The sequence below is a fragment of the Vibrio chagasii genome (assembly GCF_024347355.1).
GTDB classification, from domain to species: Bacteria; Pseudomonadota; Gammaproteobacteria; order Enterobacterales; family Vibrionaceae; genus Vibrio; species Vibrio chagasii.
Window position 1 is genome coordinate 2,386,147 of sequence record NZ_AP025465.1, and the last position, 16,673, is coordinate 2,402,819.

The 16,673-nt window shown below is 45.4% G+C and carries 12 protein-coding genes and 2 tRNA genes; 7 read left to right on the forward strand and 7 right to left on the reverse strand.

Annotated elements, in window-relative coordinates; translation table 11 throughout:
• Positions 1-18: 18 nt before the first annotated feature.
• From OCV52_RS10845 to yejK, 3 genes are all read right to left on the reverse strand, one after another.
• Positions 19-1,197: a chemotaxis protein gene (locus OCV52_RS10845; RefSeq protein WP_137407850.1), complete on the reverse strand. Its 1,179-nt coding sequence runs from the start codon at positions 1,195-1,197 to the stop codon at positions 19-21.
• Positions 1,198-1,273: 76 nt separating this feature from the next.
• Positions 1,274-2,686, reverse strand: coding sequence for an Hpt domain-containing protein (locus OCV52_RS10850; protein ID WP_137407849.1), 1,413 nt, complete (start codon positions 2,684-2,686; stop codon positions 1,274-1,276).
• A 107-nt stretch (positions 2,687-2,793) separates the two neighbouring features.
• Entirely contained in the window at positions 2,794-3,798 is a 1,005-nt protein-coding gene (gene yejK, locus OCV52_RS10855) for a nucleoid-associated protein YejK (RefSeq protein WP_061033755.1), read from the reverse strand.
• 84 nt (positions 3,799-3,882) lie between these two features.
• Here yejK and OCV52_RS10860 point away from each other — a divergent pair, with 84 nt between their 5' ends.
• From OCV52_RS10860 to OCV52_RS10875, 4 genes are all read left to right on the forward strand, one after another.
• Positions 3,883-4,110: a YejL family protein gene (locus OCV52_RS10860; RefSeq protein ID WP_004740674.1), complete on the forward strand. Its 228-nt coding sequence runs from the start codon at positions 3,883-3,885 to the stop codon at positions 4,108-4,110.
• A 28-nt stretch (positions 4,111-4,138) separates the two neighbouring features.
• A complete protein-coding gene (locus OCV52_RS10865) occupies positions 4,139-5,941 on the forward strand; it encodes a DUF3413 domain-containing protein (RefSeq protein WP_004740673.1) in 1,803 nt (600 codons plus the stop codon).
• A 138-nt stretch (positions 5,942-6,079) separates the two neighbouring features.
• A tRNA-Ser gene (locus tag OCV52_RS10870) sits at positions 6,080-6,170 on the forward strand.
• Between the two features lie 401 nt (positions 6,171-6,571).
• Positions 6,572-6,662: transfer RNA gene (locus tag OCV52_RS10875), tRNA-Ser, on the forward strand.
• A 65-nt stretch (positions 6,663-6,727) separates the two neighbouring features.
• Here the strand turns inward: OCV52_RS10875 and OCV52_RS10880 are convergent.
• Positions 6,728-7,648: a histone deacetylase family protein gene (locus OCV52_RS10880; protein WP_137407848.1), complete on the reverse strand. Its 921-nt coding sequence runs from the start codon at positions 7,646-7,648 to the stop codon at positions 6,728-6,730.
• 261 nt (positions 7,649-7,909) lie between these two features.
• Between OCV52_RS10880 and OCV52_RS10885 the strand changes: the two genes are divergently transcribed.
• Both OCV52_RS10885 and OCV52_RS10890 read left to right on the forward strand, forming a co-directional pair.
• Positions 7,910-8,596: an SDR family oxidoreductase gene (locus tag OCV52_RS10885; protein WP_137407847.1), complete on the forward strand. Its 687-nt coding sequence runs from the start codon at positions 7,910-7,912 to the stop codon at positions 8,594-8,596.
• Between the two features lie 7 nt (positions 8,597-8,603).
• Positions 8,604-9,605 carry a DUF3080 domain-containing protein gene (locus OCV52_RS10890; RefSeq protein WP_137407846.1) on the forward strand — a complete coding sequence of 334 codons (1,002 nt, stop codon included), beginning with the start codon at positions 8,604-8,606 and terminating at the stop codon, positions 9,603-9,605.
• A gap of 24 nt (positions 9,606-9,629) precedes the next feature.
• Here OCV52_RS10890 and OCV52_RS10895 read toward each other — a convergent pair whose 3' ends face one another.
• The 3 genes from OCV52_RS10895 to OCV52_RS10905 form a co-directional block, all read right to left on the reverse strand.
• A complete protein-coding gene (locus OCV52_RS10895) occupies positions 9,630-11,618 on the reverse strand; it encodes a DNA topoisomerase III (RefSeq protein WP_137407845.1) in 1,989 nt (662 codons plus the stop codon).
• Positions 11,619-11,732: 114 nt separating this feature from the next.
• Positions 11,733-12,281, reverse strand: coding sequence for an NAD(P)H nitroreductase (locus tag OCV52_RS10900; protein ID WP_004740667.1), 549 nt, complete (start codon positions 12,279-12,281; stop codon positions 11,733-11,735).
• A gap of 176 nt (positions 12,282-12,457) precedes the next feature.
• Entirely contained in the window at positions 12,458-14,467 is a 2,010-nt protein-coding gene (locus OCV52_RS10905; RefSeq protein WP_170222452.1) for an NADPH-dependent 2,4-dienoyl-CoA reductase, read from the reverse strand.
• 278 nt (positions 14,468-14,745) lie between these two features.
• Between OCV52_RS10905 and sppA the strand changes: the two genes are divergently transcribed.
• Complete coding sequence (gene sppA, locus OCV52_RS10910; RefSeq protein ID WP_137407844.1) at positions 14,746-16,596, forward strand: signal peptide peptidase SppA; 1,851 nt, start codon at positions 14,746-14,748, stop codon at positions 16,594-16,596.
• The last annotated feature ends 77 nt before the right edge of the window (positions 16,597-16,673 follow it).

The window sequence follows — 16,673 nt, forward strand, 5'->3', positions numbered from 1 at the left end:
GCGCTCTTTTTTATTGGGTTATTTATTTGCGGTTCGTTTACCCAACCAATAACCGATACCTAACGGTGCGAAGAACACGACCAAGATAAACAGAATAAAGTAGATAATCACGCCTTTGATTAGCTCCATTAGCTTATCAATCGCGAGTACAACCACTTCTTGCGAAACGCGATCTAAGTCTTGAGTGAACAATTCTCTTTCTGATGTCACGATACCCGCGATCTCGATACGTTCTTTCTCGATCATCTGAACTAATGCTTCTCTTTCACGCGTCACCATCTTTTCTAAAGCCACACGCTCATCGCTCAGCATAGCCAGTTTTTGGTCTGTTTTGTCGCTAAGATCATTAAGCAGCGGCTGCATCTCTGCCGACATAATAGAAGCCAGTGTTTGCATGTATTCAGGATTGTTCTCAATGAAGTCCTGCATGCTTGCTGACGTTTGGCGAAGGCTTTCTAGTGTCATCGATAAGTCTTCCCCCGTCAGTGAACTATTCATCGCCACTAACTCTGCTTTCCAAGACATCAACTTTGGCGTTTGATCCGCCATCAAGCTTAAACGATCGGATGCATCGCTCATCGCTTCTGGCATGGTACCTAGACTCTGAACGATCTGTGATTCATCTTTGCCAAGGTAAGTTAGCCATTCGCGATAAGCAGGCGTGCTTCTGAACGTTAGGTCGTTAAATGGGTTGCTCGCAATAAACTCAGCAACGAATGCTTTGCTCTTCTTAAAGTCATTCGAGCTCAGAACGCCCTTTGCTAGCTTTTCTGCTTCTTGATCGAGAGAGCGTGCAGTAATAACCGCATAATCCGTCGTGAACAGCTCCGCTCCTTGACCTTCGGCATAGAATTGATTCATTTGCGCAGTAAACACCCAAGTGTCAATGAGCGCAGACATCGGAGAGGTTTGGTAAGCCGCTTGCTGTAAGCCCTGTTCAGCATGGATCTTCCAAAGCAAAACGTAAGATTGATGTAAGGTGTCATCAGCAGGATAAGATTGCGCGATTAAATCAGCCGAGTCTTCGACTTGTGTAAAAAACAGCTTAGCGTATTCACGCGTCATGAGCCGAGCATTCAGCTCTTGTTGAGTGAGAGGCGTCGTTTGACTATCTAACTTAACTTCCAATAGAGAACAACCACTTAGCACAATACTAAGCACCAACACCATCCAACTTCGACTCGAAACTCGTAACATATAAACCTCTGACAAAGACTAAGGGCGCGGATTGTATGAACACTTCGTCAGAGTATTGTCAAAACTCCCGCAAAAGTTAACGCTGATTATCTAAATATTCGACGGCGGAATCCACAGAGGCTTTTATCGCCTGCTCAAGTTCATTCAAGTCGTGTTCGCTGATCGCTCGAGATTGTTTCATTGTCATCTCAATACTTGCGGCAATAATGGCTAATCGTGACGCTTTAATGCTACCTGCCACGCCTTTTAAGCTATGTACAACACGTGCGGCCGAGGTCTCATCTTTAATCAGTAGCGCTTTAAACTTCTCATAGTCGTCGGCATGATCTTGGACAAACACTCCAAGCAACAATTCAACCGACTCAGCATCGCCATCGAGTGTTTCGAGCATCTCTTCAATATCAATCGCTGGTTTCGAATCCGTCACGCTAGCAACGTGTCGCTCAGCTGTTGGCGTCTCAATCGTATTTGGTTGGCTTTCAATGTTCGCATGCTGTTGCTGTTGCTGTAGAAAGCCTGATGGCTCATTCACTGCCGGTTCTGGTACCTCTTGCTTAGCCTCGTGCTGCCCAGTTGCCAAAGGAGATGAATCACCGCTGCTTTCTGAAAACAGCTCCGCATCCTTATCAGAGAATTGAACAGCCTTTTCTTCGCTAGGTTCAGGGGAGGTATTCTGGTCAGCTGCAAGTTTTGGAGAAGTCTTTCTCACGCTCGCACTCCAAACAATCAGAGCCACCATAGCAGCCAAGCTCAAACCTAACATTGCGACCAGCAAATTAAACTGGCGCTCATGATATTCTGACTCTAACTTAATGATCTGCTTGTTCACCGAGTTCTGCTTAATCTTATCGACTAAAAAGTTCAGCTGTGCGTAATCTACGAGCAATGCGGAAGCATCAGCCAGTAGTTGTTGAATCGCGTCTTGCTCTGGTATTTTCAACTTGTAAGATTTCTCGAGAATTGAATCAAAAGCTCGGTAAGTCGCCGATGAACTTTGGCTGTCTGAGTACATCGCCTCAAACACCACTACACCAAATTCATTTAGCAACGGTTTTAACTTGGGAGATATCTGCTTGTCTGCACGTAAAAGCTTGATGTTATCGACAATCTCTTGAACCTGACTTTCGATTGGAATGAACTCGTCAAATTTGTCCAAGAACTGGTCTGCCACATAAAGCAGTTGGTTTACGTCAGGGCGAAAAAATGCGTTCTGGAAATCGGATTCGATCTGAAGTCGAATCGAATAAACTAATTGAGCGTCAAGAGCTAACTCATTGATGCGTGAGACGCGAAGTGGTTCCGAGAAATAGAGTGACTGTCTTAATTCGTTAACGCGAATACCCAGCTCTTCGATTTGAGCAAGAGAGTTTGTGTAGGAACGGCTTAGGTTGAGAAGTGCCAATGAAGGAAGTAGCCACAGAACCAAAATCACAACTAAGAAAGTGGCTGGTTTATTAAAGCGAGTGGGCTTTGCTACTGATTGTTCCATCTATATTCCTTGTGCGTGTTAACTTGAAGCCATTATTGCTATGGCGAAGACACAAAGCACAAAAACAAGCGACAGCATCCTACTGCCGCTTACCTATTCACTTCGGACTATGACTTATTACGAGTCAGTTGGTCACGTAAGTTTGGCGGTGTGCCTTTAATCGTTAGTGTATCTGTCTCCGGATCATAGAAGATACGCTCGCCTAGAAGCAGACTATCAAAACTAACATTCAAACCGCCACCAGCACCAACAAATTTTGTTAGTTTACGCATAGTTGCGCGATCTGCAGGGAAGCTGTCTTCTAACTCGTAGCCTTGCTCACTAGTATAGTCAAAGAAGCTGGTGCCATCTGAGCTTGCTGGTAATTCGCCAGACAGTTCACGCACTTGAACCTCATCACCCGCTTTTAACTGCTCGTTACAGTAATCAGCAACCTGCTTTTTGTAGCTGATAGCTTCCTCTTTCTCTAATTTAGAATCAGAAACAAAATCTTCTACCGCTTGCATCAGCACCTGGTTTTGCAGTTTTGCATCCAGACCTACTTCCGCTTGAAGAAAATCTAAGAAGAAGTCGGCCACTTTACGACCAACACGTCCTTTAATGTACGTTAGGTAACGGTTTGACTCTTTGTCTGTCTCGTAAGTAGAAAGATCTAAGCGAGCTGCGATGTCCATTTTAGAGATATCTAAGTAGTCAGTCGCACTGATATCTAGCCCTTCTGTTACCTTCAAGCTTTGGTTTGAAGGCAGTAGACCAATGAAAAGGTAGTCAGTTGCAAGTGACTGATATTCAGCCATTACCAAGATGCCTTCATCAGCAAATGGGTATTTTGAAAGCTCGTCTTTTAGACGTTGCGCACTCTTTTGAGAAAAATCGTAAAAGTTTGTCTCACCAGCACGAAGTTGATGCAACCACTGTTGGAATTCGCTGTCAGATTTGAAAGAACCAAACCCTTTGCCTGCTTTTGAGTTAAAAACACGATGAAGTTCAGCAACTAGGCTTTCAGAAGAAGCATCGTTTTCTAGAGATTCAGCACGATAGTTAACAATCAGTTCTTCCTGATCGTTCTTGCTCAGCTGGTGTAAAATTACGTTGGAAAGGTGAAGGCTCATAGTGAAAATATTACCGTTCAGGTTTCAGTTGTCGTGCATAGTAGGTTATCATAAGCCGCTTTTACTATCATTATTAGAGTCCTTATGCCGATTATATCTAAATACACAGATGAACAAGTTGAAAAAATCCTAGCTGAAGTAGGTGCTGTACTATCTAAGCACAAAGCTTCACCAGAACTTTCACTGATGATCGCTGGAAATATCGCAACCAATGTCTTAAATCAGAACGTTGCTGCTTCACAACGCAAAGGAATTGCTGAAAAATTTGCCGAGGCTTTAATTTCTTCTCTTGAAGATAAAAAGTCTCACTAAATTTGATTGACGGATAAAAGAATTATAAATGGTAGACAGCGCAAACTCATATAGCGATCGTGTATCTCGACTGGTTGGTTGGGGTCACTGGTTTGCATTTTTCAACATCATTGCTGCGATGTTGATTGGTACTCGTTATATCACTCAATCTGCTTGGCCAGAAACCCTACTGGGTCAATTCTACTTGGCTGCTTCATGGGTTGGTCATTTCGGCTTTTTGGTATTTGCGCTCTATCTATTAGTGCTGTTCCCGCTCACATTTATTCTTCCGTCTAGGAAGTTATTACGTTTGGTTGCCGTTTGCTTTGCGACCATAGGTTTAACTGTCCTGTTGATTGATACTCAAACGTATCAAAATATAAACCTCCACCTGACGCCTGTCGTGTGGGAGGTTTTATTCAGTGGAGAGGAATCTGCATTTACGTCTGATTTGCAGCACCTCTTCATTGTTATGCCGCTTATTTTCTTATTGCAGCTTGGCCTATCTGAATGGGTTTGGCGTAAGCAGCGTAAACTTTCTCATAAACACATCGGCCGTCCAATTACCGCCGTCTTCTTCTTGTGTTTCATCAGTAGCCACCTGACTTACATGTGGGCTGATGCGTACTTCTATAACCCAATTACGAGCCAAAAAGCGAACTTCCCACTGTCTTACCCAATGACAGCGAAAAGCTTTATGGAGAAACATGGTCTGTTAGACCGTGAAGAATATCTAGAGCGTTTAGAAGCGAACAAAGGCAATGTAAACCTTGTTAGCTACCCGCTAGAAGAAATTCAGTACAACCGCCGCAGTGATGATTTGAACATCCTGATGGTGAGCGTGAATAACCTGCGCGCAGATGCTCTTAACGAAACATCGATGCCAAGCAGCTACGCATTCGCACAACAGTCGATCAATTTCACCAACCATTACAGTTCTAGCAACGACATGTTTGGTATTTTTGGCTTGTTCTACGGCCTTCCTAGCAGCTACGCAAGCAGTATTGAAGCTCAAGGTGCGAGTTCAGTTCTGTTGGATGTATTAGATAACCACAATTACAAGTTTGCTGCATTCAGCGGTGACAACTTTGACGATGCACTTTACTCGGACATCATCTTCCGAGGCCGTAAAATCATGTCAGAGCAAGCGACGTTTAATGACCACAGTGCAATCCAAGCCTGGTCAAACTGGGTGGAATCACCGAAAGCTAAACGTCCTTGGTTCAACTTTATTGAGCTAACAACATTGGACAACTTTGCAAGCTCAGAAGCAGAGTCAGACTCAGCGTTAACAACAGCAGAACGTTTTGCTGCTGATTACCAAAAGTCAGCTCAAGCAGCGGACGCACAACTTGCAACCATCTACGCTGAGTTGGAACGCTTAGACCTTATCGATAATACGGTGGTTATCATTACCTCCAATCACGGTACTGAGTTTAACGAAACCAAGACTAACAGCTGGGGTGCAAACTCTAACTACAGTCGTTATCAATTGCAGGTTCCGCTGTTTATCAGCTGGCCAGGTAAATCAGCGTCTGAGTACACTCACCGCTCTAGCCACTTAGATATTTCCGTAACACTAATGCAAGAGCTACTGGGTGTATCTTCAAACCCAACTGACTTTAGCAGCGGCCGCAGCTTGTTTGATGAGCGTAAGAGAAAATGGGTGCTTGCGGGTGATTCTCGTGAGTTAGCGCTTGTGACAGATAAGCAAACTACTGTGCTAGATAAGTTTGGTAACTACAAACTGTACGACCAAGATTACCAACGACTAAAAAATGTAAGCCCTCGCTTACCAGTACTTATGCAAGGTCTCACTGAATTGCAGCGATTCTACGCAAAAAATGATTAAATGATCACCAAACGAAGAAGGGAAGCCAATGGCTTCCCTTTTTTATTGCCGTTAATGACTAGAAAACAAGCAACAGAACAAATTTATGTAAATTAGGGGTTTACAAGATCCTCATGCCCTTATATTATTCACGCCACTGGAGGGATGGCTGAGTGGTCGAAAGCACCGGTCTTGAAAACCGGCAACCGTTAATAGCGGTTCTAGGGTTCAAATCCCTATCCCTCCACCACATTAGAGAAAGCCGCTGAGAAATCAGCGGCTTTTTTGCATCTAGGGTTTACTACTTATCTCTATGCTTTCCCCCTCACACTAAGTGAACCTTGAGTAGCTGTTAATACCGCAGGCTCTCGGTTATCTAGCGATACTCCTTCTATTACTTTGTCAGGCTTTCAGCTAAAGACTCCAGTTATTATCTATCTAGTTCACGACTCTCGTGACTCATGCAGTTCTTTAGCATTCTCTTTTAACTTTTAGCTATCCGTTTTTAGTTGTTGGTTACGATAAAACATCAGCAAAGCGCACAATAAATGGCCATTCAATACAAAAATATCGAAAAGCGTTCATAAATAAAGCAGTCAGTTAATAAGGGTATTTACAAGCCAAAGCCACCCTTATATTATACGCGGCATCGGAGGGATGGCTGAGTGGTCGAAAGCACCGGTCTTGAAAACCGGCAACCGTTAATAGCGGTTCTAGGGTTCAAATCCCTATCCCTCCACCACATTAAAGAAAGCCGCTGAGAAATCAGCGGCTTTTTTGTATCTGAAGAAAACCTAGCTTAGCAGGTCAACTATCCGCTGCTAGTGCTGCTTTCAAAAGCTGCATGTGAATCGGTACCAAATCTTGGTGCTGAGTGCGATAGCCTCCCCCAACAACACACGCCATCGGGATAGACTCTGATTTTGCTTGGTTAATCATGAAGCAATCTCGTTCAAAGATCCCTTGCGTCGATACATTCAAGTAACCCAACTCGTCATCTTGGTGGATATCGACACCTGCATCATAAATGATCAAATCAGGTTGGTGATGCGCAATCGCCAGCTTAGTCACTTGCTCAAAACAACGCAGAAACTCTTCATCTTCCGTTTCGCGATTTAGTGGCACATCCAGATCCGATAATGGCTTTCTTGCAGGGAAGTTTTTATCGCAGTGGAAAGACAAAGTGATGATCTCATCGCTCTCTTGACAGAGTGTCGCCGTACCATCGCCATGGTGTACGTCACTGTCTACGATCAGCACCTTATCAACCTGTTCAAAGGTAAGTGCATGCTTCGCTGCCAACACCAGATCATTCAACAAACAAAATCCGCTGCCGAAATCATGGTGCGCGTGGTGATAGCCTCCGCTCAAGTGAATTGCCAAACCACTCTCAATGGCCATGTCAGCTGCTAAGCAGGTTCCGCCGCTTGAATAGAGCGTCCTTTCAATCAGCTGTTCGCTCCAAGGAAACCCAATACGTCTCATCTTCGCGGCCGGCAAACTACCAGAGACAAGTAAATCGACATAGTCACTATCGTGGACCTGTTTGACTTGTTCAACCGACACCGGCTTTGGTTGGAACACTTCAAACTTACTCTTCCAGAGTGGATCGCTATCCATTAACGCTTCAACTGCACTATGTAACAACTGGTATTTGTTGATTGGGTAACGATGGCCTTCTGGTAAAGGCAGCTGCGAATAAATTGGGTGGTAAATTAAAGGAATCATAATCGAGTTAATTGCTTATCTTTCTCAAAATCATAACAGCCTCAGACTTGGCGACAACCCAAATTAATGATAACAATTATCATTACCTTTAAATGTATTCAGAGAAAGTAATGAAAAACCTAATACTTACCCTTGGGGTGATCTGTGGCTCAGCGACAGCAGTAATGATTTTTGTCGGAATGCTAATGGCCAGTTGGTGGGCCGTTGATTTTCTGGTGTTAAGCCATCAAACTTAACTAATTGAACTGAAAAGGAATCACCATGAGCGTTATTTTTATTACTGGAGCAAACCGAGCCATTGGTTTAAGCCTAACTCAGCAATATCTGAAAGACAATCACACCGTTTACGCTACCTATCGTGATACCTCATCAGCGAATGAGTTACTGTCACTCGCAGAACATCACAGCAACTTGACCTGCATTCAACTAGACATCACTGATTACCAAGCCACCAGCAGGCTACCCAATCAACTCCAGCCCATTGATATTCTAATTAACAATGCAGGCTATTACGGCCCTAAAGGTTATGGACTGGGTAACACCAACGTAGAAGAGTGGCGACGCGTTTTTGAGGTCAACACTATTGCGCCATTGAAGCTAGTTGAAACACTTCTCCCTATGCTAGAAGCCAGTGAAGTGAAAAAGATAGCTTGCTTGTCTTCTCGAGTTGGCAGCATGGCAGAAAACACCTCTGGCGGAGGCTACATCTATCGTTCTTCTAAAGCGGCTCTCAACTCAGTAGTTAAAAGTCTAAGCAACGATCTAACCAGTAACGGCTTCACGGTCTTGGCACTGCACCCAGGTTGGGTACAGACAGAAATGGGTGGTCCTAATGCTCTTATTGATACAGACACTTCAGCGTCTGGTCTTATTAAAGTCATCGAATCTGCCAGAACTGAAGTAAGTGGTCACTTCTTCAATTTCGATGGCAGTGAAATAGACTGGTAGGTAACCCATGAATCTTCGCCTTCTTACAAACTTCGTACGACGCTCACTACTGATTTTAATCACCGTGGTGCTCGGAGGGTGTTTTGGGGAAGGTCCTGGAGACTTGTTCGATGACTATCAAACCAAGGTAGCCAGAGTGCAAGATGCTGAAGAGCTCAAACAAGACTGGGAGTTTGAGGGGTTGCCAAGAAAGCGAGAGTTATTGCTAAACGTCCCCTCTGTTTCTATTGGGCTCATCGACAGCTATCAACTTCGCCAATGTGGGCTTTTCAACCTGATTGCTGAGCGTAACTCAGTGCTCGGAAAAGTCGCGGACGAATTCCGCAATTACGATTATCAAGTTGCTCTACTCGAAGGCGTAGGCAAGTGCTTATCCAGTGATGAGCTAGACCCAGAAATCATCGAACTCTTGAGACGGATCGAGCAACAGAAGCTCGCTCAGTTTCCGCTCCATCAATGGAACCTGATTTATGCTAGCGATGCCATGCAGTCACAGCTGCGCGGTAGTCAGTGGCTACGTCATGATATTGCTCAACAAGTAAGACAGACGAGCGACGCCTTGGAGCATCTTAACCATTCGTTAAATACACCACTTGTTTCGGGCAAAACCACAGAGGTGCAAGAGGTGTTAGAGAAGAGCTCTACCCTTGGGGATCTGTATTATTCGCTTGCGCGCGCGTCGGTTGAACTCGATACCATCACCGAGCAACTCACTACTTTTGATGCCAATATCATCTGCGGAAAACAACGCGACACCACTAAGTTCCGTTACCTCAACAACGTATTCGAACAACAGTATATTGGCAAAGTACAGCCGTATATGGCGCAACTGGATGGCTACTATCAACAGCTCGCTCCGCAGCTGGCAATATTTGATGCTCAGCCAGAACTGCACAGCTACTACTTCCCCATCCAAGACACGCACCAAGCCTTTCGTGCATCAACGCGTCGCCATGTTGAGTATTGGCAACAGTTATTTAAGCGCTGTGGGCGTAAAGTCGGACGCTAACTGGAACACTTGCAAACGCTAGCTTTAAGATCCTTTTTTAGCTGAAGCGCCTTTCTTGGCATAGGTACCTTTCTTGGCATAAGACTTCTTCGTACCGCCACCTTTGCGACGTTTAAAAGCGGGTCTCTCAACTTTAGGGAGATGACGAAGCGATTCCGGCACTTCCCCTATTTTCACTCGCCCCATTAGGCCATCAATCTTGCTTTCCAGCGCTTGCATGAAAGGTTGATACGCTTGGTTACGCTCGGCCATGCCCTGTAACTGGTGTTCCCAGTGTGCCGTCATGTCCGGAAAGGTCGAATCCTCAGGTAGGGCATGAATCAAACCTCTACCTGCAGGGCTACTATGAATACTCTTACCCTGGCGCGTTAGCAGTTGCCTTTTGAAAAGCGTATCCAGAATGCCCGCACGAGTCGCCTCTGTTCCAAGACCATCAGTCTCTTTCAAAATAGCTTTCAGGTCCTTGTTCGCGACAAAACGCGCGATACCTGTCATCGCTTGAAGCAATGTCGCTTCCGTGAAATGCTTTGGTGGTTCGGTTTTCTTATCGCCAATGACCCCTTCACGGCAGGTCAACACGGTTCCTTTATCTAGCGGTGGAACTGTATCAGTGCCATCACCTTTCTCTTCGGTGTCGGTTTTACCCATCAACACTTTCCAACCCGGGTTGATAAGCTGACGCCCTTTCGCGATGAACACACCACCAGCGATATCAAAAACCAATTTAGCATCCGCAAACACAGCCGGTGGGTAGAACTGCATCAGATACTGGCGAGCAATTTGTTGATAGATTTTCATCTCATTGGCAGACAAACCATTCACCGATGATTTCTTCGGTGTTGGGATGATTGCGTGGTGAGCATCAACCTTACTGTCGTTCCATGCTTTTGATTTCAGTGAGAGGTCTGCACCTTGCGCACCACTTTGTAGCTCTTTCGCATTATTGGCGATGGCGTCTACAATTGATTCTCGCTGAGAGTAGTGCTCTTTAGGAAGGTAGCGGCTATCGGAGCGTGGGTAAGTGATAAGCTTGTGCTTCTCATATAAAGACTGACAGGTGTCCAACACCTGCTGAGCACTCATGCCAAAACGTTTGGAGGCATCAATCTGCAAGGCAGACAGAGAGTAAGGAAGTGGCGCTGCTTGTTTACTTTGCTTCTGCTCTGACTCTGTGACAGTTGCAGGTTGGTTTGCGATTCTCTGAGCGACGTTTTCAACCAACTTTCGGTTGAGTACACGGCCTTCTTCGTCTTGCCACGGCTTACAGGCTTCACTTGGTTTCCAGCGAGCACGAATATCAAAGCTCTGCCCGTTATTTTGGTAAGGAATCAAGGCATGCAAAGTGAAGTAATCTTTGGGAATGAAGTTTTCGATCTCTTCATCACGTCTCACCACTAAACCAAGTACTGGTGTCTGCACACGCCCTACCGACAATACGCCTTGATAACCGGCTTTTTGTCCAAGCAAGGTATAAGCTCGAGTCATGTTCATACCATACAGCCAATCGGCTCTAGAGCGGGCCAATGCTGAAACAGAAAGAGGAATAAAATCGCGATTGCTGCGCATTTGAGAGAGTGCACGCTTTACTGCAGGTAAGTTTAAGTCGCTGATAAGCAGTCTTTCCATCGACTCTTTCTTAGCTTTAGAGACTTTGCAGTAATCGATCACTTCATCAACCAGTAGCTGCCCTTCTCTATCAGGGTCTCCGGCGTGAACAATTTGAGTGGCATCCTTCAATAGCTTTCGGATCACCGTGAGCTGTTTGCTCGATGTCTTACGAGGTCTTAGCTGCCACTGCTCAGGCACGATAGGTAAATCGGCCAAGTTCCATTTCTTGTAACGTTCGTCATAAGCGTCTGGCTCAACCTGTTCCAATAAGTGTCCAATACACCAAGTCACTACATCACCATTACCACATTTGATGAACCCTTGGTCTTTCTTCTGTGGATTAGGCAGTGCAGCGGCGATCGCGCGGCCAAGGCTTGGTTTTTCAGCAATAATAAGGCGAGACATGTTTTTCCAGATGCTACAAACAATTAGGGCCACATTATCTAATGTGACCCTAATAAATCAAGAAAAACTGGTTGTTTATACAGTTAGCATTCCACTATTCAGCTTCAGTGCTCTTTATAGGAACTCAACAAACTTAGAGAAGTCGCGCTCTGGTACTTTCATTGGTGTACAGCCCGGCGTACCTAGGTATAGGAAGCCAACAATTTCGTCATCGCCTTCTAGACCGAATGCTTGATGAACTTCTGGGTGGAACATCCATTTACCTGAGCGCCAAAAGCCTTGGAAACCTTGAGCGACAGCCGCCATTTGCATTGCTTGCGCCGCACAACCTGCAGAAAGATGTTGTTCAATCGCTGGTACTTTCTCGTGCTCGGTTACTTTCGCGATGACAGTAATTACCATAGGAGCACGGAACGGCGCCTTTTTCACTTTCTCAATCACCGCTTCTTCGCTTTCTTCCGCTTCAGCAGCACGAACCAAGATGTCAGATAGCTTCTGTAGCCCTGAACCTTGTGCGATAACAAAGCGCCATGGTGTTAGTGCACCGTGGTCAGGAGCTCGTAATCCCGCTTTGATGATGTTTTCTAACGCGACACCTTCAGGTGCCGGATCAGAGAGTTTTGCGATAGAGCGTCGGTTGAGCAGTAGATCCAAAGCATCCATTTGAAGTCCTTACTATTTCTTTATTATTTGTATACTTGAACTTTAGCACAGAATACAAACGATAATAAATCTCAACGACTCCCCAAATAGACTAGGTTAGACACAATAAAGGCTCCTAAATCTACGACTTAGGAGCCTTGTTCAAACATCTATTTCAGTAGCTTAGCTAACTGGCTCTATAACTTAATCGCTAGTTCAACACCTTGACGGATAGCGCGCACAGCATCTAGCTCACCAGCATAATCAGCACCACCAATCACGTGTAGTTTGCCACCGAACTCTTGCCACATATCTTCGAATGGTCTCACCGATACTTGACCTGCACACACGATAACGGAATCGGCATCTAATACCTGATCTTGCTTACCAACGCTGATATGCAAACCTTGGTCATCAATCTTGTTGTAGCTCACACCCCCCAACAGATTCACACCACGCTTTTCTAGTGTGCGTTTGTGAATCCAACCTGTGGTCTTGCCAGGGCCTTTACCAACACGACCCGCTTTGCGCTGCATCACCCAAACCGTTTTGTCACTGAATGAATCCGGGTAAGGATACAGACCACCTGGGTGTTCCATATTCTTATCAATGCCCCACTCATGCAGCCAATCGTCTAGACTGTGTGACGTTGGCTCGGTGAGCATAGTTGCCACATCGACCCCAATACCACCAGCACCAACAATCGCGACCTTTTCGCCTACTGGTGTCTTTTCGCGAATTAAGGTTTGGTAATCGACCACGTTCTCGTGCTCAATGCCTTCGATATTCAGTTTTCTTGGCTCTACACCCGCCGCCATCACCACTTCATCGTACTTGAGCAGCATCTCAAACGTGGCTTCAGTATCCAGCTTCAGATTCACGCCTGATGCATCGATTTGGTTAGCAAAATAACGAATCGTTTCTCTAAATTCTTCTTTGCCTGGGATTTGCATTGCCAGTCTAAACTGACCACCGATACGATCGTTCTTCTCTAGCAAGTCTACCTTGTGGCCGCGCTGCGCCAATGTTGTCGCACAAGCCAAGCCTGCAGGGCCAGCACCCACTACCGCAATCGTCTTAGTAGCTGGCGCGGGTTGAACAACAATTTCAGTCTCATAACAAGCTCGTGGGTTAACCAAACAGCTCGCACGTTTCCCTTTGAACACGTTATCAAGGCACGCTTGGTTACAACCGATACAGGTGTTAATGAACTGGGCTTGGTCTTGTGCGGCTTTGTTAACGAAATCAGGGTCAGCCAAGAAAGGTCGAGCCATGGAGACCATGTCGGCCTGACCGGAGCTGATAATACGTTCTGCTTCTTCCGGAGTATTAATACGGTTACATGTAATCACTGGAATAGAGACATGCGGCTTCACTTTCTCAGTAACCCAAGAGAAGGCGCCACGTGGTACTTGTGTCGCGATAGTCGGAATGCGCGCTTCGTGCCAACCAATACCTGTATTGATAATGGTAACGCCCGCCTCTTCAAGCTTTTGAGCCAATAACACAACATCTTCAAAGGTGCTGCCTTGCTCAACCAAATCCAGCATCGACAGTCGGAAGATAATAATGAAATCATCGCCCACGGCTTCGCGAATCGATTTCACGATCTCTAGCGGGAAACGCATACGCTTTTCATAAGAACCGCCCCACTCGTCGTAACGCATGTTGGTACGCTTACAGATGAATTGGTTAATCAAGTAGCCTTCAGAGCCCATGATTTCAATGCCGTCGTAGCCTGCAACTTGAGCAAGCTCTGCACTGTTGGCAAAGGCATTGATGGTCTTTTTGATTTGGCGAGGGCTCATTTCACTTGGCGCAAACTTGGCGATTGGTGCTTTTATACCCGAAGCACTTTGCGCGAATGGGTGCATTGCGTATCGACCAGCGTGCAGTAGCTGCAACGCAATTTTCCCACCGTGCTTATGTACCGCTTCGGTAACAACTTGGTGTGCTTTTGCGTGCTTAACTTTGCTGAATTCAGCACTAAACGGAGATAACCTGCCACGTAAGTTCGGAGAAAAGCCACCTGTAACAATTAGGCCAACGCCTCCTTTTGCTCGCTCTTCGTAAAACGCAGCGAGTTTATGCAGGCCTTCTTTGTGCTCTTCTAAACCTGTGTGCATTGATCCCATCAATACACGGTTTCGTAACTGAGTAAATCCAAGATCGAGTGGTTCAAGTAAATGTGGGTACATGGCAGACATCACTTCTATTATTTATCCTTGTGGTCTGACCACAGTATAGCTCAATCACCAAAAGTTCAAACAACCGTTTACATTTTTGTAACACCGATCATAGTGCTGAAGGTATTAGTCGTTCAGAAGTTCTTAATTTGGCTACACTTAATGAGAATATAAATCGATTAACACTTCTTGGTATAGTTTGAATTAGGGAATTATCGTAGGATACTAAGCAGTTCATATTATTGAGATTAATGGTACTGCTGCTTGTTAAAGCGACGTAATCTCACTGCGGAGACAGAATGAAAAAAATATTCAAATTTATAGGCATGATCTTCAAAGGGATTTGGAAGCTGATTACGTTTATACGTGTTGCGCTTGTTAACTTAATCTTCTTACTTAGTATCGCCGTTATCTACTTTGTTTACTTCCACTCAGACACTGCACAACCAACTGTGCCTCAACAATCAGCTTTAGTGCTTAACCTGTCGGGTCCGATTGTTGAACAAAGTCGCTATATTAACCCAATGGACTCCGTCACTGGCTCGCTGCTTGGTAAGGAGCTGCCAAAAGAAAACATTCTTTTTGATATCGTTGAAACGATTCGCTACGCCAAAGACGATGACAATGTAACTGGTATTGTTTTGGCACTTAAAGAACTGCCAGAGACCAACCTAACTAAGCTGCGCTACATTGCAAAAGCCTTGAATGAGTTTAAAGCTTCAGGGAAGCCAATTTATGCGGTAGGTGACTTCTACAACCAAAGCCAATACTACCTAGCAAGCTACGCAACTAAGGTATATATGTCGCCTGATGGTGGTGTACTTCTTAAAGGTTACAGCGCCTACTCGCTTTACTACAAAACCTTATTAGAGAAGCTTGATGTGAACACTCATGTGTTCCGCGTGGGTACTTACAAATCCGCTATTGAACCCTTCATTCGTGACGACATGTCTGACGCAGCAAAAGAGTCGGCATCACGTTGGTTAGGCCAACTATGGAGTGCTTACGTTGACGATGTGAGCCACAACCGCCAAATTGATGCGAAGACGCTCAACCCAAGCATGGACACTTTCTTAAAAGAGCTTGAGTCTGTCGATGGTAACATCGCTAAACTAGCAGAAAAGCTTGGCTTAGTAGATGAGCTAGCCACTCGCCAGCAAGTTCGACTAGAGCTCGCAGATGTGTTCGGCAGTGATGGTCAAGACAGTTACAACGCGCTTGGCTACTACGAGTACCGTGCAACCATGCTTCCAGACATGAACAGTCAATCACACGATGTTGCTGTAATTGTTGCTAGCGGCGCTATTATGGATGGCAAACAGCCACGTGGCACAGTGGGTGGCGATACAACCGCGGCTCTACTTCGCCAAGCTCGTAACGATGACAAAGTTAAAGCCGTCGTTCTTCGAGTGGATAGCCCTGGCGGCAGCGCATTTGCTTCAGAGGTCATTCGCAATGAAATAGAAGCAATTAAGCAAGCGGGTAAACCTGTTGTTGTTTCAATGTCTAGCCTTGCCGCTTCTGGCGGTTACTGGATCTCTATGGGCGCAGACAAGATCCTTGCTCAACCAACAACGTTAACTGGCTCGATTGGTATTTTCAGTGTCATCACTACCTTCGAAAAAGGTTTGAACGACATTGGCGTTTACACGGATGGCGTTGGCACATCACCTTTCTCTGGCCTTGGTATCACGACCGGCTTAACTGATGGTGCTAAAGATGCATTCCAGATGGGTATCGAACATGGCTACCGCCGATTCATCGGTCTAGTTGGAGAAAACCGTGAAATGGGTGTTGATGCGGTCGATAAAATTGCTCAAGGCCGCGTATGGACAGGCCAAGACGCTATGCAAAATGGTCTAGTCGATGAAATTGGTGACTTCGATGATGCGATTGCAGCCGCCGCTTCACTTGCAGAACTCGAAAGCTACAACATCTACTGGGTAGAAGAGCCACTTTCAGCTACTGAGCAGTTTATTCAAGAATTTATGAACCAAGTTCAGATGTCGATTGGTCTTGATATTCAGTCAATGATACCAAGCAGTTTACAGCCTGTTACGCAGCAGTTAGCTCAAGATAGCCAACTATTAAGCAACTTTAACGACCCACAAGGCCGTTACGCTTTTTGCTTAAACTGCCAAGTTCAATAATTTAAGCTCAACGCTTTATTATCAAGGGGCGCCTCTGTGTGAGGCGCCTCTTTTTATTACATAATAATTCGCTATAA

Excerpts from the sequence above, each read along its gene's own strand:
- OCV52_RS10890 (WP_137407846.1), top strand. The coding sequence starts at position 8,604 with ATGAATCTTCGCCTTCTTACAAACTTCGTACGACGCTCACTACTGATT.
- OCV52_RS10880 (WP_137407848.1), bottom strand. The coding sequence starts at position 7,648 with ATGATTCCTTTAATTTACCACCCAATTTATTCGCAGCTGCCTTTACCA.
- OCV52_RS10860 (WP_004740674.1), top strand. The coding sequence starts at position 3,883 with ATGCCGATTATATCTAAATACACAGATGAACAAGTTGAAAAAATCCTA.
- OCV52_RS10850 (WP_137407849.1), bottom strand. The coding sequence starts at position 2,686 with ATGGAACAATCAGTAGCAAAGCCCACTCGCTTTAATAAACCAGCCACT.
- OCV52_RS10845 (WP_137407850.1), bottom strand. The coding sequence starts at position 1,197 with ATGTTACGAGTTTCGAGTCGAAGTTGGATGGTGTTGGTGCTTAGTATT.
- yejK (WP_061033755.1), bottom strand. The coding sequence starts at position 3,798 with ATGAGCCTTCACCTTTCCAACGTAATTTTACACCAGCTGAGCAAGAAC.
- OCV52_RS10905 (WP_170222452.1), bottom strand. The coding sequence starts at position 14,467 with ATGTCTGCCATGTACCCACATTTACTTGAACCACTCGATCTTGGATTT.
- OCV52_RS10895 (WP_137407845.1), bottom strand. The coding sequence starts at position 11,618 with ATGTCTCGCCTTATTATTGCTGAAAAACCAAGCCTTGGCCGCGCGATC.
- OCV52_RS10885 (WP_137407847.1), top strand. The coding sequence starts at position 7,910 with ATGAGCGTTATTTTTATTACTGGAGCAAACCGAGCCATTGGTTTAAGC.
- sppA (WP_137407844.1), top strand. The coding sequence starts at position 14,746 with ATGAAAAAAATATTCAAATTTATAGGCATGATCTTCAAAGGGATTTGG.
- OCV52_RS10865 (WP_004740673.1), top strand. The coding sequence starts at position 4,139 with ATGGTAGACAGCGCAAACTCATATAGCGATCGTGTATCTCGACTGGTT.
- OCV52_RS10900 (WP_004740667.1), bottom strand. The coding sequence starts at position 12,281 with ATGGATGCTTTGGATCTACTGCTCAACCGACGCTCTATCGCAAAACTC.